General features: G+C 65.8%; 25 protein-coding genes. 7 read left to right on the top strand and 18 right to left on the bottom strand.

The annotated features are described in order from the left end of the window. Positions 1-97: 97 nt before the first annotated feature. Complete coding sequence (locus tag ABT313_RS13500; protein ID WP_350851930.1) at positions 98-874, bottom strand: L,D-transpeptidase family protein; 777 nt, start codon at positions 872-874, stop codon at positions 98-100. 75 nt (positions 875-949) lie between these two features. Then, entirely contained in the window at positions 950-1,510 is a 561-nt protein-coding gene (locus tag ABT313_RS13495; RefSeq protein ID WP_350851928.1) for a GNAT family N-acetyltransferase, read from the bottom strand. Positions 1,511-1,528: 18 nt separating this feature from the next. Here ABT313_RS13495 and ABT313_RS13490 point away from each other — a divergent pair, with 18 nt between their 5' ends. Then, the gene (locus ABT313_RS13490; protein ID WP_350851927.1) at positions 1,529-4,456 is read left to right on the top strand and encodes an AfsR/SARP family transcriptional regulator; all 2,928 of its coding nucleotides are present in this window, start codon (positions 1,529-1,531) and stop codon (positions 4,454-4,456) included. 3 nt (positions 4,457-4,459) lie between these two features. Here the strand turns inward: ABT313_RS13490 and ABT313_RS13485 are convergent, their stop codons facing one another. Further along, positions 4,460-4,876 (bottom strand): hypothetical protein, encoded by a 417-nt coding sequence (locus ABT313_RS13485; RefSeq protein WP_350851925.1) that lies wholly within the window; start codon positions 4,874-4,876, stop codon positions 4,460-4,462. Between the two features lie 99 nt (positions 4,877-4,975). Between ABT313_RS13485 and ABT313_RS13480 the strand changes: the two genes are divergently transcribed. Further along, complete coding sequence (locus tag ABT313_RS13480) at positions 4,976-5,863, top strand: LysR family transcriptional regulator (protein WP_130439096.1); 888 nt, start codon at positions 4,976-4,978, stop codon at positions 5,861-5,863. 46 nt (positions 5,864-5,909) lie between these two features. Here ABT313_RS13480 and ABT313_RS13475 read toward each other — a convergent pair whose 3' ends face one another. From ABT313_RS13475 to ABT313_RS13445, 7 genes are read right to left on the bottom strand one after another with little or no spacing between them, the layout of a single operon-like run. Further along, positions 5,910-6,884, bottom strand: a complete 975-nt coding sequence (locus tag ABT313_RS13475; RefSeq protein WP_350851923.1) for an aldo/keto reductase — start codon at positions 6,882-6,884, stop codon at positions 5,910-5,912. Positions 6,885-6,943: 59 nt separating this feature from the next. Next, positions 6,944-7,924, bottom strand: a complete 981-nt coding sequence (locus tag ABT313_RS13470; RefSeq protein ID WP_350851921.1) for a hypothetical protein — start codon at positions 7,922-7,924, stop codon at positions 6,944-6,946. Beyond that, positions 7,921-9,222, bottom strand: a complete 1,302-nt coding sequence (locus ABT313_RS13465; protein ID WP_350851919.1) for a family 4 glycosyl hydrolase — start codon at positions 9,220-9,222, stop codon at positions 7,921-7,923. The genes ABT313_RS13470 and ABT313_RS13465 overlap by 4 nt, the downstream gene beginning before the upstream one ends. 2 nt (positions 9,223-9,224) lie before the next feature. Next, positions 9,225-9,983: a 6-phosphogluconolactonase gene (locus ABT313_RS13460; RefSeq protein WP_350851917.1), complete on the bottom strand. Its 759-nt coding sequence runs from the start codon at positions 9,981-9,983 to the stop codon at positions 9,225-9,227. 1 nt (position 9,984) lies between these two features. Further along, positions 9,985-10,797 (bottom strand): carbohydrate ABC transporter permease, encoded by an 813-nt coding sequence (locus ABT313_RS13455; RefSeq protein WP_350851915.1) that lies wholly within the window; start codon positions 10,795-10,797, stop codon positions 9,985-9,987. Further along, positions 10,794-11,717, bottom strand: a complete 924-nt coding sequence (locus ABT313_RS13450; protein ID WP_350851913.1) for a carbohydrate ABC transporter permease — start codon at positions 11,715-11,717, stop codon at positions 10,794-10,796. The genes ABT313_RS13455 and ABT313_RS13450 overlap by 4 nt, the downstream gene beginning before the upstream one ends. Next, the gene (locus ABT313_RS13445; protein ID WP_350851911.1) at positions 11,714-13,054 is read right to left on the bottom strand and encodes an ABC transporter substrate-binding protein; all 1,341 of its coding nucleotides are present in this window, start codon (positions 13,052-13,054) and stop codon (positions 11,714-11,716) included. Before ABT313_RS13445 ends, ABT313_RS13450 begins: the two co-directional genes overlap by 4 nt. A gap of 117 nt (positions 13,055-13,171) precedes the next feature. On the opposite strand from ABT313_RS13445, the gene ABT313_RS13440 reads away from it, so the two are divergent. Next, complete coding sequence (locus tag ABT313_RS13440) at positions 13,172-13,879, top strand: GntR family transcriptional regulator (RefSeq protein ID WP_350851910.1); 708 nt, start codon at positions 13,172-13,174, stop codon at positions 13,877-13,879. Positions 13,880-14,147: 268 nt separating this feature from the next. Here the strand turns inward: ABT313_RS13440 and ABT313_RS13435 are convergent, their stop codons facing one another. From ABT313_RS13435 to ABT313_RS13415, 5 genes are all read right to left on the bottom strand, one after another. Then, complete coding sequence (locus ABT313_RS13435; RefSeq protein WP_350851908.1) at positions 14,148-15,038, bottom strand: HNH endonuclease; 891 nt, start codon at positions 15,036-15,038, stop codon at positions 14,148-14,150. 63 nt (positions 15,039-15,101) lie between these two features. Continuing rightward, a complete protein-coding gene (locus ABT313_RS13430) occupies positions 15,102-18,206 on the bottom strand; it encodes a DEAD/DEAH box helicase (RefSeq protein WP_350851906.1) in 3,105 nt (1,034 codons plus the stop codon). A gap of 115 nt (positions 18,207-18,321) precedes the next feature. Continuing rightward, positions 18,322-18,771, bottom strand: coding sequence for a deaminase (locus ABT313_RS13425; RefSeq protein ID WP_350851904.1), 450 nt, complete (start codon positions 18,769-18,771; stop codon positions 18,322-18,324). Beyond that, positions 18,764-19,453 carry a RibD family protein gene (locus ABT313_RS13420; protein WP_350851902.1) on the bottom strand — a complete coding sequence of 230 codons (690 nt, stop codon included), beginning with the start codon at positions 19,451-19,453 and terminating at the stop codon, positions 18,764-18,766. The genes ABT313_RS13425 and ABT313_RS13420 overlap by 8 nt, the downstream gene beginning before the upstream one ends. Then, complete coding sequence (locus ABT313_RS13415) at positions 19,450-20,385, bottom strand: hypothetical protein (protein WP_350851900.1); 936 nt, start codon at positions 20,383-20,385, stop codon at positions 19,450-19,452. The genes ABT313_RS13420 and ABT313_RS13415 overlap by 4 nt, the downstream gene beginning before the upstream one ends. A gap of 239 nt (positions 20,386-20,624) precedes the next feature. Here ABT313_RS13415 and ABT313_RS13410 point away from each other — a divergent pair, with 239 nt between their 5' ends. The 3 genes from ABT313_RS13410 to ABT313_RS13400 are packed head-to-tail and all read left to right on the top strand — an operon-like array spanning position 20,625 to position 22,139. Then, positions 20,625-20,885, top strand: coding sequence for a hypothetical protein (locus ABT313_RS13410; RefSeq protein WP_350851898.1), 261 nt, complete (start codon positions 20,625-20,627; stop codon positions 20,883-20,885). Positions 20,886-20,890: 5 nt separating this feature from the next. Then, positions 20,891-21,742 carry a DNA/RNA non-specific endonuclease gene (locus ABT313_RS13405; protein ID WP_350851896.1) on the top strand — a complete coding sequence of 284 codons (852 nt, stop codon included), beginning with the start codon at positions 20,891-20,893 and terminating at the stop codon, positions 21,740-21,742. Beyond that, on the top strand, positions 21,729-22,139 hold the full coding sequence (locus ABT313_RS13400; protein ID WP_350851894.1) for a hypothetical protein: 411 nt from the start codon (positions 21,729-21,731) through the stop codon (positions 22,137-22,139). Before ABT313_RS13405 ends, ABT313_RS13400 begins: the two co-directional genes overlap by 14 nt. 55 nt (positions 22,140-22,194) lie before the next feature. Here the strand turns inward: ABT313_RS13400 and ABT313_RS13395 are convergent, their stop codons facing one another. The 3 genes from ABT313_RS13395 to ABT313_RS13385 form a co-directional block, all read right to left on the bottom strand. Then, positions 22,195-22,545 carry a hypothetical protein gene (locus tag ABT313_RS13395; RefSeq protein WP_350851892.1) on the bottom strand — a complete coding sequence of 117 codons (351 nt, stop codon included), beginning with the start codon at positions 22,543-22,545 and terminating at the stop codon, positions 22,195-22,197. Between the two features lie 86 nt (positions 22,546-22,631). Continuing rightward, positions 22,632-23,249 (bottom strand): hypothetical protein, encoded by a 618-nt coding sequence (locus ABT313_RS13390; RefSeq protein WP_350851890.1) that lies wholly within the window; start codon positions 23,247-23,249, stop codon positions 22,632-22,634. Further along, positions 23,246-23,599, bottom strand: coding sequence for a hypothetical protein (locus ABT313_RS13385; protein WP_350851888.1), 354 nt, complete (start codon positions 23,597-23,599; stop codon positions 23,246-23,248). The genes ABT313_RS13390 and ABT313_RS13385 overlap by 4 nt, the downstream gene beginning before the upstream one ends. Positions 23,600-23,948: 349 nt before the next feature. Between ABT313_RS13385 and ABT313_RS13380 the strand changes: the two genes are divergently transcribed. Continuing rightward, positions 23,949-24,311 carry an effector-associated constant component EACC1 gene (locus ABT313_RS13380; RefSeq protein ID WP_350851886.1) on the top strand — a complete coding sequence of 121 codons (363 nt, stop codon included), beginning with the start codon at positions 23,949-23,951 and terminating at the stop codon, positions 24,309-24,311. Positions 24,312-24,718 lie beyond the last annotated feature (407 nt).

The following is a 24,718-nucleotide window of genomic DNA, read 5'->3' as shown; positions in this document are numbered from 1 at the left end:
GCACAGGCCTTCAGCCAGGCCGGGATCCCGGTGATCAGCGCGTCCTCACCGACAACCGCCGTCGCCGTCCTCGGCGCCGGCACCACCGCGATCGCTGCTAATACTCGCCGTAGATCTGGACCTTGGTGCCGATGGGGGTGTCGGCGTAGATCTGGTGGATTTCGGGGCGCATGACGCGGACGCAGCGGTGGCTGGCGGGGTACGGCTTGATGAGCGAGTTGACCCGGGAGCCGTGCAGGGCGATGCCGGGACGATCCTTGAGGAAGTACAAGGAGTCGTACATGTACGCGTCCTCGTACAGGCTGCTCTCGTGGGCGCCGGCCCACTTGCGCCAGACTCTGCCGGTGCGGTTCGGGGTGTCGTAGCCGGGCTGGCCGGTGGAGATCCAGACGATCCGCTTGTACGTGTTTCCGACGACCTGGTACAGGATCTGGCAGGTCTTGTTGACGTAGATGCCGGGGGAGCGGGTCGGTGTGGGGCGCTTGGTTGCGTTGAGCACCGAATACGCGTCGTTCAGCGTCAGGCCGGCGCGGCTCACCGGCAGCCCGTTCGTCTCCCGCCACGCGCACAGCGCCTGCTTGGCGCGCGCCGTGATGTCGCCGTCGATGTCGCCGACCGGGTACCCGAGTTTGTCCAGTTGCCGCTCGACGCGGAGCGCGTAGTACGCCGGCTTCTGCTTCACCCTGGGCTTCGGCGCCACGGTCGGCTTGGCCGTGGGCTTCGCAGTCGGCGTCGGTGTCGTGCTCGAGGAGGCGGTCGTCGCCGATGGCGAAGGAGTCGTCTCGCTGGCGGCTACGTCCGAGCAGCCCGCAAGTACGAACGACAACACCATGGCACCGATGGCACCGGCAACCAGACCACGTCGACGCGACACGGGCGACCCCTTATCCCTCAGCTTTTTTCAATGTCGCAGAAGCACGCCGAGTAAGCGTGCAGCGACCCGCCGAGACTAGTGCGCCAGAGGGTTCAAACCGCTCGCCGTCACCGAACCGTTGCCGAGGTCCGGCGCCGGATCGTCCCGCAACCGGCTGTACAGGTACCCGTCCCGCAGCCGCCCGGCCCGGAACTCGCACCCGCGGATCACCCCTTCGAGCCGGAAACCCGCCTTCTCCAAGGACTTCTGCTCGGCCAGGTTCTCCGGATGGGTCGCGGCCTGGATCCGCTGCACCGGCGTGTGCTCGAACAGGTACGCCGTCAGCATCGCCTGCGCCCGCCACCCGATCCCGCGCCCGCGGTACTTCGGCAGCAGCGCGATCCCGATCTCCCAGTACTTCGTCCGGCCGTCGAACGACCCCGACCGCCAACTCACCAGCCCCGCCGTCTCCGCACCGGTCCGGACCATCAGCCGCCCGTCGTCCGCCCCGAGAAACCCGTCCTCGGCAAACCGCCGCACCGGCGCCTGCGCATCCCGAAACCCGTTCCAATCGAGCCCAATCAGCCCCGGCTCAACCAAAAGCCGCTGGAACAACGCCACATCGTCTTCCCTCACAGGCCCCAGCAAAACATCCATGCCTGCCAGACTAGGCCGATGGAGTTCCGCATCCTCGGTTCGCTGGAGATCGTCGACGACGGACGCGCGGTTCCCACGCCGGCGCCGCGGTTGTGTTCGCTGCTCGCGATCCTGCTGCTGCGTCCGCATCGGCCGGTGCCGGTGGACGAGCTGATCGACGGGCTCTGGCCGGACGGGGCGAACCAGCCCGCGCATCCGACCAGCACCGTTCACACCTACGTACGACGATTGCGCGACATCGTCGGCGCCGACGTACTGCAGACCCGCGGCCGCGGCTACCTGCTCGCCGCCGAACCGTCCGATCTCGTGGCTTTCCGAGCGGCAACCTCCCAGGCCGCCGAGGATCCGGCCCGCCAGGTGGAGCACCTCCGGCACGCGCTCGAACAGTGGCGCGGAGATCCGGTCGAGGTCGAGCCGACCGTTGCGGTCGGTCTGCGCGAGGAGCGCCTGACGACGATCGAGCAGTACTACGACGCCCGCCTCGCCCGTGGCGAGCATGCCGACGTACTGCCGGAACTGCAGACCCTCAGCGCTCAGGAACCGCTACGCGACCGCCTCATCGCGTTGCTGATGACGGCGCTCTACCGCAGCGGACGACAGGCCGACGCGTTGTCGACCTATGACCGATTCGCGGCCCGCCTGGTCGACGAATTCGGGCTGGACCCGACCGACGAGCTGCGCGAGCTCCGCCAGTCGATCCTGACGTCGACGCTCGACGACGAGTGGCAGCACCAGAACCAGCTCCCGCTCGACATCCGCAACCTCGTCGGTCGTGACGACCTCGTCACCGACATCGCGAACCTGCTCACCGCAACCGACGGCGTCCGCATCGTCGCACTCTCCGGCACGCCCGGCGTCGGCAAGACCGCCGTCGCCGTTCGGGTCGCGCGGAAGCTGACCGAGCGTTTCCCGGACGGGCAATGGTTCGTTCGTCTCCGCGGCGCATCCGATCAGCCGCGCCGCGCCGACGACGTACTCGTCGAGCTGTTGCGGGCGTCCGGCGTCGACCCGCACGCGATCCCGGACGACGGTGATGCGCGTGCCGCACTGTTCCGCTCACGACTGGCGACGCGGAGCATCCTGCTCGTCCTCGACGACGCGCAGGACGCGGCACAGGTCCGGCCGCTCCTCCCCGGTACGCCGACCAGCGCCGTCCTCGTCACAAGCCGGAACCCGCTCGACGCCCTCGCCGCACTCGATGGCGGTATCCCGATGCGAGTCCCGATCCTCACCACCGAAGCCGCCATCGCCCTGATCCACTCGATGCTTCAGGCAACCAACGACGTCGGCGAACTGGTCGATCTGTGCGCCGGCCTGCCGCTGGCACTGCGGATCGCAGGCGCTGTCGCATCCCGCGGCTCGGTCGCGGCGTTCGTCTCCCGCATGCGTCGTACGGGCGCGCTCGCCACGCTCGCCATCGACGACGACACCGCGGTCAGCTCGGCGTTCCAGACGTCGTACGACCTGCTCGATCCCGCCGTACAACGCGGCTTCCGGCTGCTCTCGCTGTTCCCGGGCCAGGAGTTCACGCCCGCTGCGGCCGAGGCGCTCGTCGGTCCGGCGTGCGAGCAGGTCCTCAACCGCCTCGGATCGGCCAGCCTGCTGGAGTCCGTCGGCCACGACCGCTACCTCATGCACGACCTCGTCAAGGAGTACGCCGCCCAGCTCGCCGAACCGGACCTCGACGCCTGGAAGTCCTTGTGCCGCTGGTACATCGGCACCGCCGACGCCGCAATGACCGCCCTGCAGCCCTCCGCGGTCCGCGTCCCAATGCCGTCGTACGACGTCCCGACCGTCGCCGACCCTGGGGAGTGGCTGACCGGCGAGCTCGACAACATCGAGGCCGTTGCGCGGCGAGCACTTGACCTCGGCACGCCTGATGTCGCGTGGCAGCTCGAGGACATCGTCCGGCTTCATCTCTACGACAACAGCCTCTACAGCAGATGGCGGGCGCTGGTCCGGCTCGGAGACCTCGGAGCTCGCGCCAGCGGCGACGAGCTCGGGCGCGGCGCGATCCTGCACGCACGCGCGGCGCTGGCCCGGACGGCGGGCGGGAACGACGAGTCGATCGCGTTGTACGAGCAGGCAGCCGACCTGTACCGGGCGGGCGGGTTCGCGTTGGGCGAAGGCGCGTTGCGCTGCAACATCGGGGTCAACTACAACGCTCAAGGGCAGCTGCGCAAGGCTGCTGAGGCGTTCGCCGAAGGGCTCGGGGTCTTTCGCGCCGCGGGCGAGTTCGCGCGAATGCCGCGCGGTCTGAACGCTCAGGCGATGAACCACATTCACCTGGGTGAGTTCCGCGAAGCCGTTGCCTGCGCCACCGAGTCGCTCGAGCACTCGCAAGGCGGCGACCAACTCGTTGCCCTGGTCAACCGTGCGGGGGCGTACCGGGACCTCGGGCAGCTGGACCTCGCGCTGGCGGACCTGCGCACCGGCGAGACGATCGTGGACAGCCGTCTCAGTCAGGTGCAGTGGGGCCTGGCGAAGGCCGGAGTGGAGAACCGGCTCGGCCATCACGAAGTCGCTCGCGAGGTGGCGCTCGACGTACTGCGTATCAGCCGCGAGATCGACAGCGGGTACGACGCGTGTATCGCGCTGCAGGCGCTCGGCGAATCACACCTGCATGCCGGCGACGTGGCGATGTGCCGCAAGTACTTCGAGGAGGTCGATGCGCTGGCCACCAAGACGAACTACGCGTCCGTCCTCGCGGAGTCCCACTACTACCTCGCCTATTGCACGTTCCTGGACGGCGACGTCGACCTCGCCCACACGCAGGCAACCCGGGCCCTCGCGGAATCCGAGGCCATCGCGTACCTCATCGGCGAGTGCTGGTCCCACTCGTTGCTGGCCCGCTGCTGTACGGCGATGAACCGGCCGGCCGAGGCCCTCGCGCACCGGCAGGCAGCCGACGCGTTCTGTGAACGCTCCGGCTACGTGCCCGGGTAGGTGCTAGAGACCCAGATCGCGGAGGAACCCCGGCTTGTAGGCCTGGACGACGACGTACCGCGGGTCCGGGACCTCCATGCCGGCGTTCTTCGCCTCGTCGCTGGCCGCGTCGTGCGGGCCGACCGGAACGCTCGGGTCGGTCCAGTCCTGCTCGGCCGCATTCCACCGCGTGACCGTGTACGTCGCGTCGAGGTGGTCGTCGGCGACGAGGTCCTTGGCGGTCCGCTCCGCCTCCTGAGCGTCCTCGAGCGTGTGCGTGTACATCAGCATCCGGTTCCCGTCCCGGGTCACCGTCACCTGACGCCCGAGCCGCTTCCGCGCGTCATCATCCAGATCCAGCGCCCGCAACCGATCCCAGAACGTCAACCCGTGCCCCTCATCACTGAGCACAACCTCAACCCGAAACTCCTCGTCCGCCATGCCCACACCCTACCGATCCCCGGGCGGCGCCCAGCGCGCGGACGCCTGAGAGGTGAGACAGGTGAATCGATTTCTTTCGATCGACTACAGTTCTTAGTCATGGAGCTGAGGCACTTGGAACACTTCGTGGCGGTGGCCGAGCAGAAGCACTTCACCCGGGCCGCCGAGGCGATGTCGATCTCGCAGTCGGGGTTGTCCGCCTCGATCCGCGCGCTCGAGCGTGAACTCCGGGCGTCGCTGTTCGTCCGGAACACCCGGAGCGTGGAGCTCACCGAGGCGGGACGCGCGCTGCTGTGCGAGGGCCGCCGTACCCTCGCCGCCGCCGAAGCCGCCAAGGACGCGGTCGCCGCGGTCCAGGGGTTGCTGCGCGGGCACCTGACCGTCGGGCTGGAGCAGTGCCTCGGGGTGGTCGACGTACCGGCGCTGCTCGCGAAGTTCCGCTCGGCGTACCCGTCGGTCGAGATCGAGGTCCGCCAGGCCGGCTCCACGCCGATGCTCGACGAACTCGCCTCCGGCCGGCTCGACGTCGCGTTCGTCGCCACCGCCGGCGACCCGGTCGACGGGCTCGACCTGCGACCGCTGTCCCGCGAGTCGATGGTGCTGGTCTGCGCGCCGGACCACCGCCTCGCGAAGGCGTCCCGGGTCACGCTCGACGACCTGATCGGCGAGTCCTTCGTCGACTTCGACCCGACCTGGGGCGCCCGCGCGATCTCGGACCGCGCGTTCACCACCGCCGGGGTTGCTCATCCGGTGACGATCGAGGTCAACGACGTCCACACGCTCCTCGCCCTGGTCGCCTACGACCTCGGCGTCGCCCTGGTCCCCGAACGCATCGCCGCCAAACGCGGCGACCACGTCACCGTCCCCCTGGCCCCCGGCACCGCTTCCGACTGGCAAGTCTCCGTAGCCGTCCCCACCGGCCCCGCCGCTTCCCTAGCCGCCGACGCCCTCATCGGAATGCTGCCCACCACCGCGGTCCACGCATAGAAACAGCCGGCCGCTTTGTCGGCGGCCGGCTGTTGTGAAGCGGTCCTTACCAGGCGTAGTCCTCGGGGGAGGTTTTGTAGCCGGGGAAGATTTCGTCGAGGCGGGCGAGGGCCTTGTCGTCGAGCTTGATGTCTGCGGCGCGGACGGCGGAGTTGAGCTGTTCCATCGTGCGCGGGCCGACGATCGGGCCGGTGACGGCAGGCTGGTGGAGGAGCCAGGCGAGGGCGAGTTCACCCGGCTCGTGGCCGAGCTCGTCCGCGAACGCCTCGTACTGCTCGATCTGCGGGCGCAGCCGCTCCAGCGTCTCCTTGGCCCGGCCCTCGAGACGGCGTACGCCCTCGTTCTCCTTGCGTACGACGCCGCCGAGCAGGCCGCCCTGCAGCGGCGACCACGGGATCACGCCGAGGCCGTAGTACTGCGCGGCCGGCAGGACCTCGCGCTCCACGTCGCGGACGAGGAGGTTGTAGATCGACTGCTCGCTGACCAGGCCGATGTAGTTGCGGCGGGCCGCCGCTTCCTGCGCCTGCGCGATGTGCCAGCCGGCGAAGTTGCTCGACCCGGCGTACAGGATCTTGCCCTGCTGGATCGCGACCTCGATCGCCTGCCAGATCTCGTCCCACGGCGTCGCGCGGTCGACGTGGTGGAACTGGTACAGGTCGATGTAGTCGGTCTGCAGCCGCTTCAGCGAGGCGTCGAGTGCGCGCCGGATGTTGAGTGCGGACAGCTTGCCCTCGTTCGGCCAGCCGTCGCCCATGTCGCCGTACACCTTGGTCGCCAGCACGGTCTTGTGCCGGTTCGCCGGGTCCTTGGCGAACCACTCGCCGATGATCTCCTCGGTCCGCCCCGGGTAGATGGCCCGCCCGTACCCGTTCGCGGTGTCGAAGAAGTTGATGCCCTTGTCATGCGCCGCGTCCATGATCGCGTGCGCGTCCCCCACCTCGGTGTGAGGACCGAAGTTCATCGTCCCCAGCACGATCCGACTAACCGACAACCCAGTACGCCCAAGATGAGTGAAGTCCATACCCACCACCCTTCCTCGCCGAGCTCAACTCTTCCAACAAAAGAATCAGGACAGTGTGATCAGCTGAGCTTCTGAGTCAGCCGGGTGCGCGCTGTTTCCGTCGGCGTCGCACCGCCCTCGGCGATCGCATCGAGCAGCGCGCCCACGAGTGCGGGCGCCTGGGCGTGGCGAAGCTCGATCTCCCGAGGGTCACAGGTACGACGCAGCGCCGCGAACATCGGCGCATCCGGTTCCGGTACCAGGCCACCTCCAACAACTACGGTCACTGGTCTGACCAGTCCACCGGGTTCACCCGGTTCACCCAGTCCGCAGGTCCGCGCGAGACTGCCGATGTACTGCGTCAGCCGTGCCGCCTGCGTATCGACCAACCCGGCCACCACCGGGTCGTCGTCGATGAGCGCCAGGACCGCCGGAGCATGCGCCGCCTGCGCCGCGAAGGTGAACTTGTTGCCACGGGCGGTGCTGAGCTCGAGCATCTCGTCCGGCGTCGATGCCCCGAACAACGGCGGCAGCACGGCGGAAAGCTTCGTCGCCTCACCCATCCCGAGCTCAGCGAGGTACACCGCTCGCATCGCCTCGCTCACCAACCCGGCCGCGCCGAGCGGGTCCTGCAACCACCACGACAAGGCCCATTCCTTCTCCGGACCGCGGCCCGCGAGCGCCGCACCGGTGCCGAGCACGACCGAGATGCCCTGCCCGTCCAACCGCCCGCACCGGATGAGCGCGAACCCGTCGTTCTTGATGCTGAGACTGCCGAACCGCGGCTCCAGCGTCGCGCTCCAGAACTGCTCGTCCACTGGCCAGTCCACACCCGCCAACCGGAACGCCGCGTGCTTGACGTCGGACTCGCGCAGCTCCGCCGACGCCAGCACCTCGTCGACGAGGTTGAGCACGACCGACCTCGCCGCCTCCGGCCCAGCCGGCGCGTAGATGTCGCCGACACCGCCACGTGCAAGCGCGATCAGGTCACCATCGGCACTGGTCAGACCAGCCCACGTCTTGGTGTTCCCGGCGTCGACGGCGAGGAAGACTTCCTTCACCGCAGGAGTCTCTCCGGCAGGTACGCCGAGTGCGCGGCGGCCATCTCGTCGTACAGCGGCTCGGCAATCGCGAGATCGGGCACCAGCGGATTCGCGACGAGTGCACGGATCGCGTCGGCCCGGTTGCCTTCCCACGCGGCCTTCGCGGCGAGCATCTGGTAGTCGGCGAGCTGGCGCGTGATGCCCCGAACGGCAAGCGGCAGCGCCTGCTGCGGCTCGATGTGGCAACCCTTGCGGTTCACCTTGCAGTACACCTCGACGACGGTCTCAGCGTCGAAGCCAGGGAGCGCGCCCTCGGCGTTCGGAAGGTTCACGGGCAGGCGCGCGCCCGTGTCGTTGTAGTAGGCACTCATCACGTCGATGGCCAACTCCAGTTCGTGGATGCCGCCGCGCGACCGGGCCGGATCGAGCTCGGGGTGGCTGGACTCGGCCTGCTCGCGGTAGTGCTCCCAGTACCCAGGCACCTCGTTCATGATCACTTCCGAACGGGTCTGCGGCGCGGCCTGCTGTGCGCGGAACACCTCGTTCCGGAAGTAGTAGTAGTTGAAGTAGTCCGATGGGATCGACTGCATGACGACGGCCAGATGCAGCGCGCGCTTGGAGTTGTCGTCGAGCGTCGGGTCGTCCTTGCGCTCTTCCCACGCCGCCTCGAGCAGTGGCATGACGTCCTTGCCGTCGTACAGGTGCTCGTAGCTCCAGCAGTTGTGGTTCACGCCGGCCATCGTCACCTTGGCGCGCTCGGGGTCGAGCCCGGCGGCCCGCAGTACGACGGGCGGGAACACGAGCGGCCCCTCGCACATCGAGTAGATCGGGACCGGCGTGTAGCTCGCGACCGCCTGCGAGACGATGTTGACCGGGTTGGTGTAGTTGAAGATCACCGCGTTCGGCGCGACGGCTTGCAGGTCCTCGGTGATGCCGCGCATGTCGTTGATCGAGCGCAGCGCCATGAAGAACCCACCAGGGCCCTGCGTCTCCTGGCCGATCACACCGTGCTTGATCGGAATGCGCTCGTCCAGTGCCCGCGCGTCGAAGTTGCCGGGCCGGAAGCTCGTCAGTACGGCGTCAACGTCGGTCAGACCAGTGCGCTGGTCCGTCGTCGCGGTGACCGTGATGTCGTCGCCACCCTGCGCCGCGAGCTTCTCCGCGATCCGGCGGACGATCTCCAGCCGCTCCGGATCCTTGTCGATCAGCACCACTTCCGAGCCCGCGAACTCCGGCCCGTGCCACAAGAACGACGCCATGGTGCCGGCCGCCCGGGACGATCCGCCGCCGATGTAGGCCATCTTGATTCGAGCCATGTCTATGAGACTCCTTCTCGTTCTGACTTTTGTGCGGCTTCTGCGTCCGCGTAGATGAGGGCGTTGCGGCAGTCGTGCACGAGGGTTGCCGGCCACAACGGGTCGTAGCTGTCGGTCTGAGTGATGCGGTCGAAGGCATGCGCCTTGTTCTGTCCCCATAGCAGCATCACCGCGGAGTGCGAGAGCTCGACGAGTTCCGCAGTACCGATAGTGACGCCGTACGTCGGGACATCCGCGGGGGACTGCAGATTCGGGAAGGTGGACACGTTGTCGCGCCGGGTCGACTCGGGCAGCTCGACGACCCGGGTGGGCGCGTTCCGCGGCGTACCGGGGCCGTTGAGGGCGACATGACCGTCGCCTTGACCGCTGGCCAGCAGGAAGAGGTCGATGCCGCCGCGGTCGAGGACGTCTCGTCTGAACGCCTCGGGCTCGTTCGGGTCCGGGGTGAGGAGACTGGTCTGACCAAGGCCTAGCGGTCCGAGCAGGTTCCGCTGCGCCCACCCGATGCAGCTGTGCGGCGTGTGTGGGTCCAGCAGTCGCCAACTGCTTCCGTGCCGGGTCACGTACTCGTCCATCATCACGATCTGAAGACCGTCCACGCGGGCTCCGGATCGCTTCAACGCAGCCGCTACCGGAGTGGCACTGCGACCGGCGGGGAAGCCGATGATCGCGCTGCCAGTTGTCAGCTGATCCAGAATCCGTTGCGCTACGGCCTCGCCGAGCTGGGATGCGTCGGGTACTACGGTGATTGGCGTCGTCACGTCACTCCTTGACCGCGCCGGCCATGACGCCGCTGATGAATTCGCGCTGGAAGAACAGATAGAGAGCCACGACCGGCAGCGAGACGATCAACGAGCCGGCCGCCATCAGATTGACCTGCAACACATGCCGTCCCTGGAAGGCGCCCAGGGCAACGGTCGCGGTCTGCTTGTCCGGATCGCCCAGGAAAATAAGGGAAAGGAAGAAATCGTTCCAGGTCCACATGAACGACAGCAGAACCAGCGTGAGTACGGCGGGACGCGCCATCGGGACGAGAATGCGCCACAACATGTTCCACACTCCCGCACCGTCGACAGCGGCGGAATCCATCACCGATCGGGGGAGCGCCCGGAACGTCGCCCGCATCCAGTACGTCCCGAACGGCACGCCCATTCCGAGTTGAATGATGACGAGCCCGAGCCACGAGTTCGTCAGGCCGATGCGCTGGAACTCGTAGTACAGCGGGATGACGATCACTTCGGTCGACACCATCATTCCCAGCAGGATGACCGGGAAGAGGAAGCGTTCGCCGACCACGCCGAGGACGCCGAATGCGTATCCGGAGAGGATCGCGAGCACGGTCTGTCCGGCGACTGCCGACACCGTGATCACCAGGGACGCATACATCGAGTGCGCGAGGTTCCCGTCATGCCAGGCGGCTGCGAAGTTGCTCCAGGCAATGTTGGAGAAGTCCAGCGCTCCCGACGTGTTCGGGCTGAGCGAGGTCAGGACGAACCACGCGACCGGGAACAGCACTCCGACCGTCAGCGCGATGACGATGACGTAATTCGAGACGCGTTCGAATCTGGAGATCATCGGTCTTTGTTCTCCATGATCCGCGTGATACCGACCGCGATCCCGAGACACAGAACGGCCAGTACGACGCCGGTTGCCGATGCTCTACCGACATCGGGGTTGACGAACGCCAACTGGTAAAGGAGAAGCGCCGGCGTTGTCGTCGCCGTACCCGGACCGCCCTGGGTCGTGATGTAAACCATGTCGAACGTCCTGAGCGCACCCGTGATAGTCAGAGTGAGGGCGATCGCCATTTGCCCGCGCAGGCTGGGCAGAGTGATCAGCCAGAACTCCTGCCAGCGCGTCGAACCGTCCAACCGCGCGGCCTCGTACAGCTCGTCTGGAATTGCGAGAATGCCGGCCAGGAACAACACCATCGTGAAGCCGAATCCGCCCCAGACACCGATCATCCCGAGCGACGGCAGCGCCCAGGTGAAGTCACCGAGCCAGTTGCGCGTGAGGTGGCCGAGGCCGACGCCACGCAGGATGCTGTTCAGCGGGCCGTCGGGCGCGTAGATGCGCTTCCAGATGATGGCGACGACGACGCTCGTGAGTACCTGAGGCAGGAACAGGAACCACCGGTAGATGCCCTCGCCGCGGATCTTTGCCCTGCTCAACAGCGCTGCGCTGATCAGTCCGAGGCCGAGCGGGATCAGCCCGAACATGAGGATCAGTACCAGGACGTGGCCGAAGGCGGCGTACATCCGTGGATCGCGGCCGAATTCAAGGTAGTTGCGCAGTCCGACCCACGTCGGTTCGCTGACGCCGTCCCATTTGTAGAACGAGTAATTGACCGTTTGGAGCAGCGGCACGAGCACGATCACGGCGTACAGCAGGAGTGCGGGGGACAGGAAGAGCAGGCCGATCCAGCGCCGTTTGCGGGCCTGGCGTGAGACGGTCCGGGTTCTCGCTTTCGTGCGACCGATCGCTAGAACACTCATCGGCCTGCCTGGAACTTGTCGTAATCGGCCTGAACCGCCTGGACCAACTGGTCCGGTGTGCTTCGGCCGGCGAGCAGCAATTGCACCTGGCCGCCCAGTGTGTCGAGCATCGACGGCGTCGACCAGTCGAAGTACGGGACGTATCCGTTGTCCTTGTCGAGCGACCGCTGACCGGCGATCTCGGTGCCGAATTCCGGATTGTCGGCCGGCGCCTTGACCTCGTTGAGCAGGGGCAGGAGCCCGGCCTCAACGACGTACTGCGCGGTCTGCGGGCCGGCGAGGAAGTCGAGGAAGGCGGCGGCGACGTCCGGGTGGGCGCACTTTGATCCGAGGGCGACGGCCGTGGAGGCGCCCGTACCGACGACCTTTCCGCCAGTGGCCTGGGGGAGTTGGACGTAGCCGTACTCCTGCTTCTGGTTTCCCTTGAAAGCAAGGGTTCCGGTGTACTCGAAGCGGAATGCGGATTTGCCTTTGAGGAACGCGTCGATCGCGTCGGCGTACTGGATGCCGGCATGGTTCGGCGTCAGCCAGTTCTTGTCCTGGTACGACTTGAGCCGCTGGGCCGCCTCGGACATCCCGATATCGGTTGCCTTCACTTCACCGGTCGAGTAGACGAAGTCGTTGATCTTCTTCTGATCGCCGAAAAGGTCTTGCAGGGCAAGGAGAATCGCCGTCGACGAGCCCTTGTCCTGCGACCCGTACCCGATCGGGATGATGCCCGCCGCCTTGGCCTGCGTGCACGCGTCCTCGAACGAAGCGAGATCGGTCGGCGGTGCGATGCCGGCTTTGTCCAGAACCGTCTTGTTGTAGTAGAGGCCGATCAGCGACGAGCTGGCGACGGGTGTCGCGAACAACGACCCGCTGCCCATCTCGGTGCCGTCGGGGGTGAACTGCGTCTGCCGCAGGATCGTGCTCGGGAACTTGTCCCAGCCGAACGATTTCGAGTACCCGTCCAGGTTGAGTACGAGGCCCGCCTTGGACAACGTCCCGAGGGACTGCCAGCCGTTGTTGACCGTGATGATGTCCGGCGGGTTCTTCTCCTTCAACCGCAGGTTGGCCGTCTGCGTGAGCTGACCCCAGTCGACCGACGTGCGCTTGATCGTGACGTTCGGGTACTTCGCCTGGAAGCCCTTCACCGCGCTCGCCACCCAACTGGCGGCGTCACCGCCCCAGAAGTCGAGCATGGTCAGCGTCACCGGGCCGGCTTTGGCGACGTCGATCGACTTGGCGGGTGTGGCCGGTGCGCTGCTCGCCTTCGTGCCCTGCGGTGCGCAACCGGCCAGCGTGAACAGTCCGAGCGCGGCCCCCGACTTCAACACGTTCCGCCTGCTGACCATCGTGACTCCTTCGTCCGTGACTTCCGGCCACCTTACGACGCTGAAACCAGTTATGCCAGTGTGAACCAGTTTGGGATTGTGCCTGGCTTGGCTCGGGAAACTGGTATAGTTTGCGCCGTGACAGAGCCGGCCGTTGAGCGCGTCAAGAAGCGGATCCGCGAGGGGATCGTCCGCGGGAAGTATCCGAGCGGCAGCCGCCTGCCGAGCGAACGTCAGTTCGCCCTGGAGACCGGGCTGAGCCGGATGACCGTCCGCGCCGGCTTCCAGGCCGCCTCCGACGACGGCCTCATCGCCCCATCACCCCAACGCGGCTGGTATGTCCGCGACCTCGTACTGCGCGAACCCCCGAGCCGCCTCCAGTCCTTCACCGAGATGGCCCACGAACTCGGCTTCCGCCCCACCTCGGAAATCCTCGACCACCGAGAACGCCCCGCCACCCTCGACGAGGCCCACCGCCTCCACCTAGCCCCCACCGCCCCCGTCACGGCCATCCGCCGCCTCCGCGGCATGGACGGCCGCCCGGTCACCGTCGAAGACCTGGTCATCCCCCTAGCCATCGCCCCCTGGCTCCCCGGCACCGACCTGACCGACACGTCCCTCTACGAACTCTTCTCCACCCACGACATCGAGTTCGCCTACTCCCGCTACACAGTCCAAGCCCAAAACGCCACCGAAACCCTGGCCACCCTCCTGAACCTCCCCCCAAACGCCGCCATCCTGGTCGCCACCGAAATCGCCTACACCCAAGACACCACCCCCCTCCTCTCCGGCACCAACCACTACAGAGGCGACGCCTACCAATTCACCGCCGACCTCACGCGATAAGTGCAGGCCCTCGCGGTGCTACGCACGACTCCTCCGTCGCCGTGCTACGCGCCGCCCCACCCACCCCGGCTCATCGCCGGTGCGGCCGGCTACCGCCGGCAACCGCGGGCTGCCGCCCTCATCGACCTCCCCCGCCAAGCGGCGCACCGGGATGAGCATGCGGATCATGTTGAGGCGCAACCACTGTCCGGACTTGTCCAGAGTCAGCCGAGCGTTGTGGCAGATCCCTTACCCGCCTGATACATGGACAACGATCAGGAATCAGGTGTCAGCTTGCCTTGAATTGCTCATAGCGCCAGGCGAGTGCATTGGTATCGGGGTGCTCGACCTTGCGGCGGGGCAGGGTGATAGTGGATCCATGCATCTGCTGGAGGCCATACCTCAGCATTGGGCCGTCGCGCTCTTCCAGTAGATCTCTATTGATCTCGACCACATGATCAGGTCGGATCCCCATGAGGTTCTGGTCGTATGCCGCGTGGTGGATCTTGCAAAGGCTGAGCCCGTTGCTTGTGCGAGGTAATCCACCTTCGCGCGAGTCAGGCAGGATGTGGGCGGCGTCAAGTAGCTCGCCATGCTGGAGATGGCATACGGTGCAGCGGGTTTCGTAGGCGCGGATGACTGACGCGCGGAAAACGGGTTGATGGAGACGCTGGCGCGTCACGTGTTCTGCGTACTGCTTGAGTGGCTCTGACAGGTTTTGTGGGTGCTCGATGAAGCGCAAGGATTCGTCTAGCGCGATCAGGAAATGATGAGCCCTTCGGTCGTCGGCGACCGCGAAGACAGGGAAGATCGGGACGAACAGGCCGGCTTGCAGCTTGACGAGCAGGATCATCGGCAGGCCGAACTCGACCGCGGCCCGCAGTTTGCGGTTGTCCCCGTCAGTAGATCCGGCCCGATATGCGTAGATGAAGTAACCCTGGTCGACCTGCCGGTCGTCGTATGGACCGTCTGGCGAGCTGACAATGGTCAAGGTCGTGTTGAGATCGCGAGGATTCCAGATGCCGCGTGATGCGTCGACCAAACGTCGGCGCTCGCCATCCAGCTCGAAATCGGTCAGTTGCGCTCGAGTGATCGTGCCGCCTGACTGATCACGGAGATGGGCGAGGCGCTCCATTATCCGCTCTCGCAGTGCGAGATCGGCAGACAGACTCAGGCCCATGAATCGCCCTCTCCGCAAGACGTCTTGTCCGCGCGATCCTACGCAAGTTGTCGAGCCCGCAATCTATGCGACCACCGATGCTGCCTGGAAGACCTCTGTGGGCATGGGGTGGGTTAGTTGCCAGGTGATGGCTATGGGGCGGCTGCCGGTGTGGGTTGTGTAGGTGGCTGGGCCCAGGAAGAGGTATGGGGCGGTGCCTAGTTCGGTGAGTTTGTGTTGGCGAGCGAAGATCAGGATGGTTGTGTCTAGGTCGCGGTGGTTGAGGTAGCGCTGGCCGGTGGGGGAGTCGACGGAGGTGTTGCTCTGGGACTCCCAGTGGAAGAGGGTCGGGCTGATTGCGTAGTCCCGGTACATCGTCGTGGGGGAGTAGTCCGCTTCCGACTTGGTGAGGGTGACCAGGAAAGCGTCGACGTTCTGTTCTTGTGAGTAGACGACGCCGGATTGGAACGTGCTGGGCCGCCGCTGAAGGTTGGCGTAGTCGAGGGCGGCCAGGATCTCCTCGCGTTGATACTGCGCATGCACGCGGAGCGGGAGATCGCTGAGCCGGTTGGCGAGGCGGTGGGTGCGGTGGCGTGCGTGGTCCATCGCGAAGTCGGTGACCTCGAGGAGTTCGTCGCGGACGGCCTGCTCTTGGCGGAGTGCGTCGAGGCCCTCGGAGTACGACAAGAAGCCCCCGCCGTTTGGCCAGAGCGAGAAGAACAGCATGCGGGCGTAGGCACGGTGGGTCGCCGGCAACTCGTCGTACGACGGACCATCGTCTTGGAGGAGACGTCGATAGGTCTGAAGACGCTCGGGGTCGTCCACGTGAGCGAGCGCCCGGACCCGTCGCAGCAGGCTTGATTCGTGGGCTGATCCTTTGCGTGTTGGCAATCCGGCATCACGGCGCAGAGCGGTCCAGCTCCGGCCGGTTCGCAGTACGTCGCTCAGCTCGGCGCCCGATTCGTCGAGGAAGGTCGGCAAGGTTTGCTCGCCCTGTGCCTTGAGCTCCCTCACCATGTCCTGCCAGCGTCCGGTCACCTGGCCTCGGAGGTTGGAGAGCACTACCTCCTGTGCGACTTTGTCGAGGACGATCTGACAGCCGGACGGTAGGAGCGGGAAGCCTTGTTCGACCTGTCGCTCGAGGCCTCGGCGGGTGTTGCCGGTGAGCGCCCGGAACCGCAGGTCGAAGCGGAACTCTTTGCGTTGGTGTCCAACGAAGTCCAGTGCTGTGAGGACGGGCTTGCCGTCTGCCTGCCGCAGACCGCGGCCGAGTTGCTGCAGGAAGACCGTTGGGCTTTCGGTCGGACGGAGAAAGAGGACGGTGTTGACGTCGGGCAGATCCAGCCCCTCGTTGAAGAGGTCAGCGGCGAAGAGTGCGTTGACGCGACGGTCCTTGAGATCACGCAGAGCCTGATCGCGGTCAGCACTAGAAGTCAGCCCGGAGACAGACCGTGCTGGGATGCCGGCATCGTTGAAGACCCTAGCCATGTAGTCGGCGTGAGCGATCGAAACGCAGAAGCCGAGCGCTCTCATCGAGTTGACGTCGGAGAGCTTGTCCCGGACTTCGCGCAGGACGATGGCTGCGCGGCTGTCGTTACCGGTGTACAGCTTCTCGAGCTCCTGCTCGTCGTACCGGCCGCGCTTCCACTGCAGATCGATCAGCTGCGTGCCGTCTGCGATGCCGAAGTAGTGAAACGGGCAGAGAAGGTCGGCCGACAGAGCTTCCCAGAGTCGCAGCTCGACCGCCGTTCTGCCGCCGAAGTAGCTCAGCAGGTCGAAGCCGTCGGTGCGCTCGGGTGTCGCGGTCAGACCGAGCAGCTCGCGAGGCTGAAGGTGATTGAGAAGGCGTCGATAGGTCGGTGCGGCCGCGTGGTGAAACTCGTCAACGACAAGGATCTCGAACGCATCCGCCGGCATCGTGGTGACGTCGTACGCGTGGAGCGCCTGCACTGATGCGAACACATGCCGCCACCGCTCCGGGCGCGTGCCCGAGTGATACTCCTCGCCGAAGCTGGCATCCGCGAGCACCTCGCGGTACGTGCGGAGCGACTGCTGGAGGATCTCTCGTCGGTGGGCGACGAACAACAGCGAGGGCGCAGGCTCACCACGCTGAAGCGCGGCGTCGCGCAGGCGCCGGTAGTCGAGAGCGGCGATAACCGTTTTGCCCGTACCTGTCGCTGCTACGACGAGGTTGCGATGTCTGTCGTGGACCTCGCGCTCGACCTCGATCTCCTCGAGCATCTCGGCTTGATACGGCCGCGGACGTACTTCGAGGCCGGCGAGTGAGACCGTGACGCGATCCGAGGCCTTGCGGTTGCCCGCCTCTGCGAGCGCATCGTCGAGGCGGTCGCGGTCGCGCGCCGGATCGTAGGACTCGAAGGTCGAGTCGTTCCAGTAGGTGTCGAACGTCGCGCCGAACTTCTTCAGCAGACCGGGGGTGCCGATCCGCGAGAGCCGAACATTCCACTCGACGCCGTCGAGCAGAGCGGCTCGAGAGAGATTGGACGAGCCGACGTACGCCGTGTCGAAGCCGGTGTTGCGTCGAAACAGCCACGCCTTCGCGTGCAGGCGGGTGCGCAGTACGTCGTACTGGATCTTCACCTCGGCGCCGAAGTCGTTGACGAGCCGGTCAAGGGCAGGTCGATCGGTCGCCCCGAGGTACGTCGTCGTGATCACGCGGAACGGCGCATCCCGAAGTCTCAGCCGACGCAACTCGGGCTCGAGCAAGCGAAGGCCGTACCACTTCACGAAGGCGCAGATGAGGTCAACCTCATCGGACGTGTCGATCTCCGCGCGCAACTCCGGCCCCAAGGACGGTTCGCCATGCGAGTTGGTGAGCAGGGCCGCGTCGGAGAGCGGCGTGCTCGGCCGCGCATCACCGTACGTCGTGATGCCGGGCCGAGCGGGCGGGCGTACGGCATGCAACTGGCGCACGGCGCCATCAGGCAGCCCGTCGGCGTGCTCTGCGAGACGCTGGAGCAGGTCGTTGACTAGCGCAACCCGCTTCCCCTCATCACGAGTGCTGCCGAGCACCCGCAGCACGGCGTCACTCACGTGCCGAGCCAGCACCTCCGGTTGATCAGCCTCATCAACATCACGAAGTACCGCAATCTGTCCACCAGCCTCGCCAGCCACGATCGCCTCCAGCAACCCATTCGTGACGAGCGCGTCGTAAATCCCCGACTCCATCCACCAATCACCCCTTCAAGAGGAGCTTGCCAGAACCCACCGACAGCCGCCGACGTCCGGCCGCGCCAAGCCGTGTCGTGTCGCTCGCCCACGTATCAGCCTGCAAATGGCTGGTTTAGCCGAGGACGTGCGCGTTGATGGCTTGGACCTCTGGGGTGAGGTCAGGGAACTCGACTACCTCGACGCCGGCGGCTGCCAGGAGTTCGACGCCCTCGCAGTTGACGAAGGTTGTCGGCTCTCGCCAAGCCAGGACCACTCGAGGGATGCCAGCAGCGAGGATGAGCTCGGTGCAGGTTCGGGGGCGGGAGGCTCTTTTGCTGCAGGGTTCGAGGCTGGTGTAGATGGTGGCGTCGCTGAGGCGGGGGTCGTCGACGGGGAGCTTCGCGAGGGCGACTTCCTCGGCGTGGTCGTGAGGGTCAGTCTCGCGGGAGTAGCCAGTGGCGAGGATCTCGCCTTCGGGACTCACGATGATGGCGCCCACGCAGAATGCACTCGGGGAGGGTGGGCAAGAGCGAGACAGCTCGATGGCCTGCTGGAGCCAGTGGCGATCATCGAGGTCAGGCATGCTCAATCGCCTTAGGGAGGTAGCGGAGGAGTACGACGTCGCCGATCTGCTGTACGTCGGCTAGGGACATGCGGTTGGCGGGGCTTTGGGGGAAATGGGCATCGCCGACGAAGCGTGGAGCAGTGCTGTCGCCGACGAAAAACGGGGCGACGACGAGCTGGATTTCATCGGCCAGTCCCGCGGAGAGGAACTGCGTGTGGATGGTGCCACCGCCTTCGACCATGAGTCGCTTGATTCCACGGTCAGCCAGGTCCTCGAGGACAAAGACGGGGTCAACCTTCGGTCCCGCGTCAACGACTGTGCTGACGTCGCCGACAGCGTCGGTCGCTCTGGGAGCGGCGGACGTTGGAACGTAGACGATTTTGGCGACATCGCCGGTGCTGAAGAACTTCGACGTCGGATCGAAATGCCCGGTGGCACTTAAGGTGACTTTGATCGGCGACTCCGTCAGGCCGGCGTCTAGGCGGCGCTTGCGGCGGTCATCGGAGCGGACGAGCAATCGAGGGTTATCTCGGCGAATGGTATTCGCCCCGACGAGGATTGCGTCTACGCTCGCGCGCACTTCGTCAACTCGGTCGAAGTCCTCGTCGTTGGAGAGCAAGAGGCGCTCGCTCGTGTTGTCGTCGATGTAGCCGTCGATAGAGGCCGCTACCGACAGCAGTACGTAGGGGCGCTCAGTCACGCGTGGTCTCCTTCATCGGTGTCGACGAGGTCGTCGAGCATGTACACGAAATCATCCGTCATCCGTTCGACGGCGGCCGGATCGGTATCCATGTCGGCCTTGGCGCAGGTCGCGAGTGTCTCGCGAGTGGAATCGGGCATCCAGTCTGACAACTCAGGCGTGCGGAGCGCCTGACGGTAGATCGCCGCCGCTGAGCCCCCGCTGGCCCCGAGAGGCAGGATTCTCTTTCCCATCGACAGTGCGATGTCAGCCTCTGCCTGGGTTCCTGGTCCGCCACCGACGATGACGATATAGCTGGCGTCGAAGATGACGTTCCGCCGTCCAAAGATGGCCACGGCACCACGTAATCCCGGCGGCTGGTAGTGGTCCGCGATGTGGGTGATGACCTCGATGCCCACACCGATCGGCCCGTGGTTGACGAGCAGTCGCCGTACCATCACGAGTCGGGCCAGCGACCGGACTGCAGCATCGATGACTCGCGAATTCGTGCCAGGTGATCTGCTTCCGCAGATTGCGATGCGAGGGCTCGACGAGTCCGAGCCGTCGACTCGTACGCGTGTTGCCTCAGCGACTGACGACGGCGGTTTCGTCAGCTCACGCTCGTCGCGGATGGACGATACGAGGGCGTCGGCAGGTGCAAGGCCCATCAGGGTTCGTGCCTCGTCGGGCATTTGCAGTCCCTCGGCGATGCGCGTGAGCACATTGATATCTGAGACCTGGCCGTGACGCGAGCCGCGTACCCAGTTCGAAACGTCTGAGCGGTCGTGTTCGGTCAGGAGCGCTAGCTGAGTCTGGGTGCACTCCGTGAAGTCGGTCAGGTAGCTGCGGAACAGCTCGGCGATGTCTCGCCGCGCCAGAGCAACCTCAACGTCAGTCTTCCGCCAAAACGAAGACGGCACGCTGCCTGGGTCGAACACCTTTCGACGAGTCACAACCCTCCTGCGAAATGGGATCTCACCAACAGAGCGTAGCGGCGCGCTCCCGGGGTGTGGGACGAGTCCACGGGTTGACTCAATTTCGCGTCGCTGCGATTACGGCCAGCATGAATTCATGGGCGATGCGGCGATGCTGCCGGTGAGCCCGTCACGAAGCCCCAGCCAAGCAGCGGGGTCGGCGTGCTGGTTCCCTGTCGCCCGCGTCGGCCCCGCGTTCCACCTTGTGAGGAATCCTCATGTCCGTCGTCCAACAGTTGAAAGAGCAGTTGCATCACATGGCCATGGACGCCAATCGAGCCGCTGGCAGTCTCGGTGGTTTTCAGAACAACTTCGGTCAGAGTAGTGCGCAGGTCCAGGCGCTCATCGCAGGGTCCGCGACAAGGACGGATCGAGACATCTGCGAGTTGCTCGATGCCGCCAGCAAGGCGGTCGGGGATGCGGTCCAGGCGTTGCAGATCGCCGCGGCAGGATGCGCAAGCTATGCCAACCAGATCTAGGCCGAATGCCGTCTGATCTGCAGCGAGTTGCGCAAGGGTTGGTCGAATGCCTGGACCGGCTCCCCGCGATGATCGGCTACCTCCAGCGGTTGGCGGCACAGTGCCGGGAGAACGCTTCGTACCTCGCTGACTTCGCCTCCGGTAATCCAGCGGCCCGCCAGGCGGCGTACCAACTCGCTGCGGCCGCCGATGCGTGCGAGCGTGCCGCGCATCTGGCAGCTGCGGCGCCGTCGAAGGCGCGAGGATGGGCGGATCAGATGGTCGTCGGCGTACGTGGGATCGAGCCGTCGGCGGGCGTTGGGCAGCGTGATCTCCCGCGTGATCCCAGCCCTGCCAAGCCGGAAGCGACGATGATCGAGTTGTCCACGACGGAGCCCGAGCACAGAAAACTTCTCAACCAACCGCCGCCTCGGAGCACGGTCAAGGTCGATGGACGCTTCGTGTATGAGACGGATGGCGATGGCCGAGTCGTTCGAGCCAAGGCTCTGCTGGAGCTTGTCGATCTGAAGCATCCGCGGGATACGACGTCCCAGCGCAACCTCGATGACAAGCTGCCTGGGGACCACGCTGGGCACATCTTTGCCAGGATCTTCCGTGGGCCGATTGGCAAGATGAACCTGACCCCGATGGCCGGCAGCAGTGTCAACCTCAGTGCATACAAGAAGGCTGAGAATGCTTGGCGAGCGGCGCTGGAGGCTGGATCGAAGGTGGAGGTCCAGATTGACCTTGTGTACCGCACTGACAAGAATCGTCCCGACCTGATTGCCGTCAAGTACTCGATCGACGGCGTCGTCACACAGCAGACCATTCGAAATGCGCCGCGCTCTAGTAGAGGAAGCACACATGCCGATTCCTGATCAAGCGAGCCTGGAGACCATTGGCTCGGCCATGGTGAAGGTGGTGCCTGAGGGGTGGGCGAAGGCCGTTCTGACGGTTTCGGCGGTGGCGGCAACTATGGAGACGCAACTCGCGGTTGAGATGTTGGATGGCTCTGTCGATTCGGGCGTCAGTATCGACGTCGAGGCACAGATGGCCTGCGACGATCTGCGTGACGAGATGTACGAACAGGGCAAGGGGACCTGGTACAACGCGGTGTTCACGGTGGTTCAGGGCGGTGGCATCGAGGCTGAGTTCGACTACGACAATCCGCCGTTCGACGGCGGCGGAGCGTCGGATCTGCTCGAGGACGATCAGCGCGCGTATCCGCGCGACGCCGTACATCTCCCGAGCTGGCATCCGTCCCGCGGCGGGTAGCGCTAAGCCAGTAGCGGGGGCGGGCTGTTATGGGGCGGCGGCGGTACTTGGGCCGTCATCGAGGTGCGGGTGGCTCTTTGTCGGAATCGAGGTTCCAACCGAACTCTTCGGCGAGATCGTCAGCGGAGACGTAGTCCTCGAGGCGGTTCGTCGCGAGACGCCGCTGGGTGAGCTCTCGAACCGTCGTGGCCTGGTTGGCATCTCCGGCCAGTTCCTCGAGGTTCTCCCAGCGGTCGAACGGGACGACTACGGCCTCCGGTCGACCGTCGTCACCGAAGATCAGTGGTTCGGCCCGCCCTGCGCGGAATCGCTGCAGCATCCGAGGAAGGTTGTACGCCGCTGTAGCGGTATCGATCACATTGACCTGGCTGCCGTTCGGGCGATCCTGCGGTGTCTCCGTCGACATGTGAGCTCCTTCGCCGGTTGTCTCCAGGCTAGACGAGTCGGACGCCGTCAAGCGGAGTTCCGTGATCGTTGATCGAGGCAACAGTGCTACAGCTCGCGGCCGCGTGGGCCATGCCTGTCGCCCGGCGTGGTTCGAGTCTTTTCTGCGGCCGGTGTGAGTCTGACGGCGCCGGAAGCTGGTGCGACGTTCGACGCTGCGGCCAGCGCTATGCGCAGATCCGGCGGGAGGGGCTGGCGGATTGGGGCGACGGTGCTGGGTGCGTGGTTGTCCGGTGTGATTGATGGGCGGACGACTCGCAGTCGGGTTCCCGATTGGCGGCCGAGGCGGGATGCGGCTTCTTCAAAAGGGCGATCGGCGCCTCGGTGGGCGTAGGCGACCACCTGTCGGTACGGCAGGCCGCCGTCCTCGGGTTCGAACTCGCGATAGATGAGTCGGTGCGACGGCCCGAGTTCGATGTTGTGGCGAGTCTCGGGGATGACCGCGAGTTTGAGCTCTGCGCAGTCGCTGAGGTCGTGGCGGTGATAAGAGAGGCGCTTGCCGTCGTACTCTTCCTCGCGGCCTTCGGCAAGGGCACGAAGTCCCGCCTGAAGTCCGCGGAACTCTCGCGTGCGCAGTCCGCCAGGGCCTTGCGTCTTTGCGGCCTGACTCAGCGCCGCGAGTTGTTGCATGACCTCCGTCCGCAGCAGGAGGCGGTACTGCGTCACCGCGGCTTGAAGTCGGAGTCGTCGATGTCTTCGTCGAGTTCCCAGCCGATCTGGGCCGCGGCTTCCTCGAGCGGAATCGAAGGTTGAGGATCGGCAAGGCGACGGCGAACTTCCTCATAGGCAGCGTCGAAACCCTCTTCGTCGGCGGCGAGGGCATCGAGGCGGCGCCAGAGGTCGAAGGGGATTATTACGGCTTCTGGTTGGCCGGCGTCGCCGAAGATTAGGGGTTCGGGTTTGTTGGTGCGGAAGCGGTCGAGCATTTGGGGGAGGAGTCCGGCTGCGGTGGACGTCTTGATGACCCAGACGCGGTCTCCATCGGGGAGGAGGTACGGCGTTTCTTCGGAGTCCATCGTTGTCCTTCCGGTGCGTGGAGAGTCGTCATCAGGATAGGAGTTCACGGTTGGTGGGGGCCTGAGTTATCCACAGGGTTGAGGGATTGCCAGAGGGTGTAGGGGATTAGGACGGCTTCTGGTTTGGTGGTGCCGAAGATTAGGGGGTCTTGGTAGCCGAGGTGGAAGCGGGTGAGCATGTGGGGGAGGAGTTCGGCGGCGGTGGTGGGGGTGATCAGGCAAGTGGGCTCGGTTTCGTTGAGGGTCATCGGGGACCTTTCGGTGGGGTTGTCAGCAGAATAGGAGTGCGGGGCTGGTTGGCGGGGGAGTTATCCACAGGGGGCCTGAGGCAACTGATGGGAGTTCGTGGATGGGTGAGCCGCGGTGGGTCGAGGTTCGGGTGGTGCCGGCGGACGGGGTGGATGAGAAGAGGTCTGTGAAGGCGGTCCAGCAGTTGCGGAAGGAGTTGGCGGGGGAAGGGCTGCCGACGCAGGACGCGAGGGAGCCGGGTGGGTTGGCTCAGGACGACGGGTCGATTGCGATCGCGGTGGCGTTGGTGGGTGCGGGTGGGGCGGTGCCGACGCTGGTCGCCGTACTGCGGGACTGGATCCAGCGGCGGAAGAGCCCGGGCAAGATCGTGGTGACGCTGGGGGACGACTCGATCGAGATGGAGCGACCGACGTTCGACGAGCGGGCCGAGTTGCTCCAAGCGTTCCTGAAGCGGCACAACTAGACACCCGTTTGAACGGTGGTCGGGCGTTGTTCGGGGGCGGGGGTGGGCGTAGCGTCGGCAGTGGGATTCTGGCGACGTGGCCGGCGGGGGGCTGGTGCGGCGTGCGCCGGCGGGCGTGCGGCGTACATATCGCGCGGGGGGAAGACGTGCGAGCCGTCGGGAGGAGACTGCCCGGTGTGAGATGCGGGCCGGGGTGGGGATCTCCGAGGGGGGAAGACGATGAGGTCGTCGTTGCGGCGCCGGTCGATCGGCCGGTGCAGGATTCAGGGCAGGATTCAGGGCAGGATTCAGGGCGGGATTCGGGGCAGGATTCGGGAACGCCTGGGGCACCGGACAGTTCACGGCGCGGATCGATGGCGGTACGGCGCGAGGCTGCACCGGACCTGGTGGCAGCAGCACGACAGCGC

Origin of the sequence: Kribbella sp. NPDC000426 (genome assembly GCF_040300265.1) — a bacterium.
Lineage (GTDB): Bacteria > Actinomycetota > Actinomycetes > Propionibacteriales > Kribbellaceae > Kribbella.
This window is presented reverse-complemented; position numbering and strand designations above follow the sequence as displayed.

Bases quoted from the DNA above. Each gene is read 5' to 3' on its own strand.
- ABT313_RS13455 (WP_350851915.1), bottom strand. From the start codon at position 10,797: ATGATCTCCAGATTCGAACGCGTCTCGAATTACGTCATCGTCATCGCG.
- ABT313_RS13450 (WP_350851913.1), bottom strand. From the start codon at position 11,717: ATGAGTGTTCTAGCGATCGGTCGCACGAAAGCGAGAACCCGGACCGTC.
- ABT313_RS13465 (WP_350851919.1), bottom strand. From the start codon at position 9,222: ATGGCTCGAATCAAGATGGCCTACATCGGCGGCGGATCGTCCCGGGCG.
- ABT313_RS13385 (WP_350851888.1), bottom strand. From the start codon at position 23,599: ATGGACTCCGAAGAAACGCCGTACCTCCTCCCCGATGGAGACCGCGTC.
- ABT313_RS13405 (WP_350851896.1), top strand. From the start codon at position 20,891: ATGCCGTCTGATCTGCAGCGAGTTGCGCAAGGGTTGGTCGAATGCCTG.
- ABT313_RS13475 (WP_350851923.1), bottom strand. From the start codon at position 6,884: ATGGACTTCACTCATCTTGGGCGTACTGGGTTGTCGGTTAGTCGGATC.
- ABT313_RS13480 (WP_130439096.1), top strand. From the start codon at position 4,976: ATGGAGCTGAGGCACTTGGAACACTTCGTGGCGGTGGCCGAGCAGAAG.
- ABT313_RS13435 (WP_350851908.1), bottom strand. From the start codon at position 15,038: ATGGGCCTGAGTCTGTCTGCCGATCTCGCACTGCGAGAGCGGATAATG.
- ABT313_RS13400 (WP_350851894.1), top strand. From the start codon at position 21,729: ATGCCGATTCCTGATCAAGCGAGCCTGGAGACCATTGGCTCGGCCATG.
- ABT313_RS13490 (WP_350851927.1), top strand. From the start codon at position 1,529: ATGGAGTTCCGCATCCTCGGTTCGCTGGAGATCGTCGACGACGGACGC.
- ABT313_RS13425 (WP_350851904.1), bottom strand. From the start codon at position 18,771: ATGCCTGACCTCGATGATCGCCACTGGCTCCAGCAGGCCATCGAGCTG.
- ABT313_RS13380 (WP_350851886.1), top strand. From the start codon at position 23,949: ATGGGTGAGCCGCGGTGGGTCGAGGTTCGGGTGGTGCCGGCGGACGGG.
- ABT313_RS13395 (WP_350851892.1), bottom strand. From the start codon at position 22,545: ATGTCGACGGAGACACCGCAGGATCGCCCGAACGGCAGCCAGGTCAAT.
- ABT313_RS13410 (WP_350851898.1), top strand. From the start codon at position 20,625: ATGTCCGTCGTCCAACAGTTGAAAGAGCAGTTGCATCACATGGCCATG.
- ABT313_RS13430 (WP_350851906.1), bottom strand. From the start codon at position 18,206: ATGGAGTCGGGGATTTACGACGCGCTCGTCACGAATGGGTTGCTGGAG.
- ABT313_RS13495 (WP_350851928.1), bottom strand. From the start codon at position 1,510: ATGGATGTTTTGCTGGGGCCTGTGAGGGAAGACGATGTGGCGTTGTTC.
- ABT313_RS13485 (WP_350851925.1), bottom strand. From the start codon at position 4,876: ATGGCGGACGAGGAGTTTCGGGTTGAGGTTGTGCTCAGTGATGAGGGG.
- ABT313_RS13445 (WP_350851911.1), bottom strand. From the start codon at position 13,054: ATGGTCAGCAGGCGGAACGTGTTGAAGTCGGGGGCCGCGCTCGGACTG.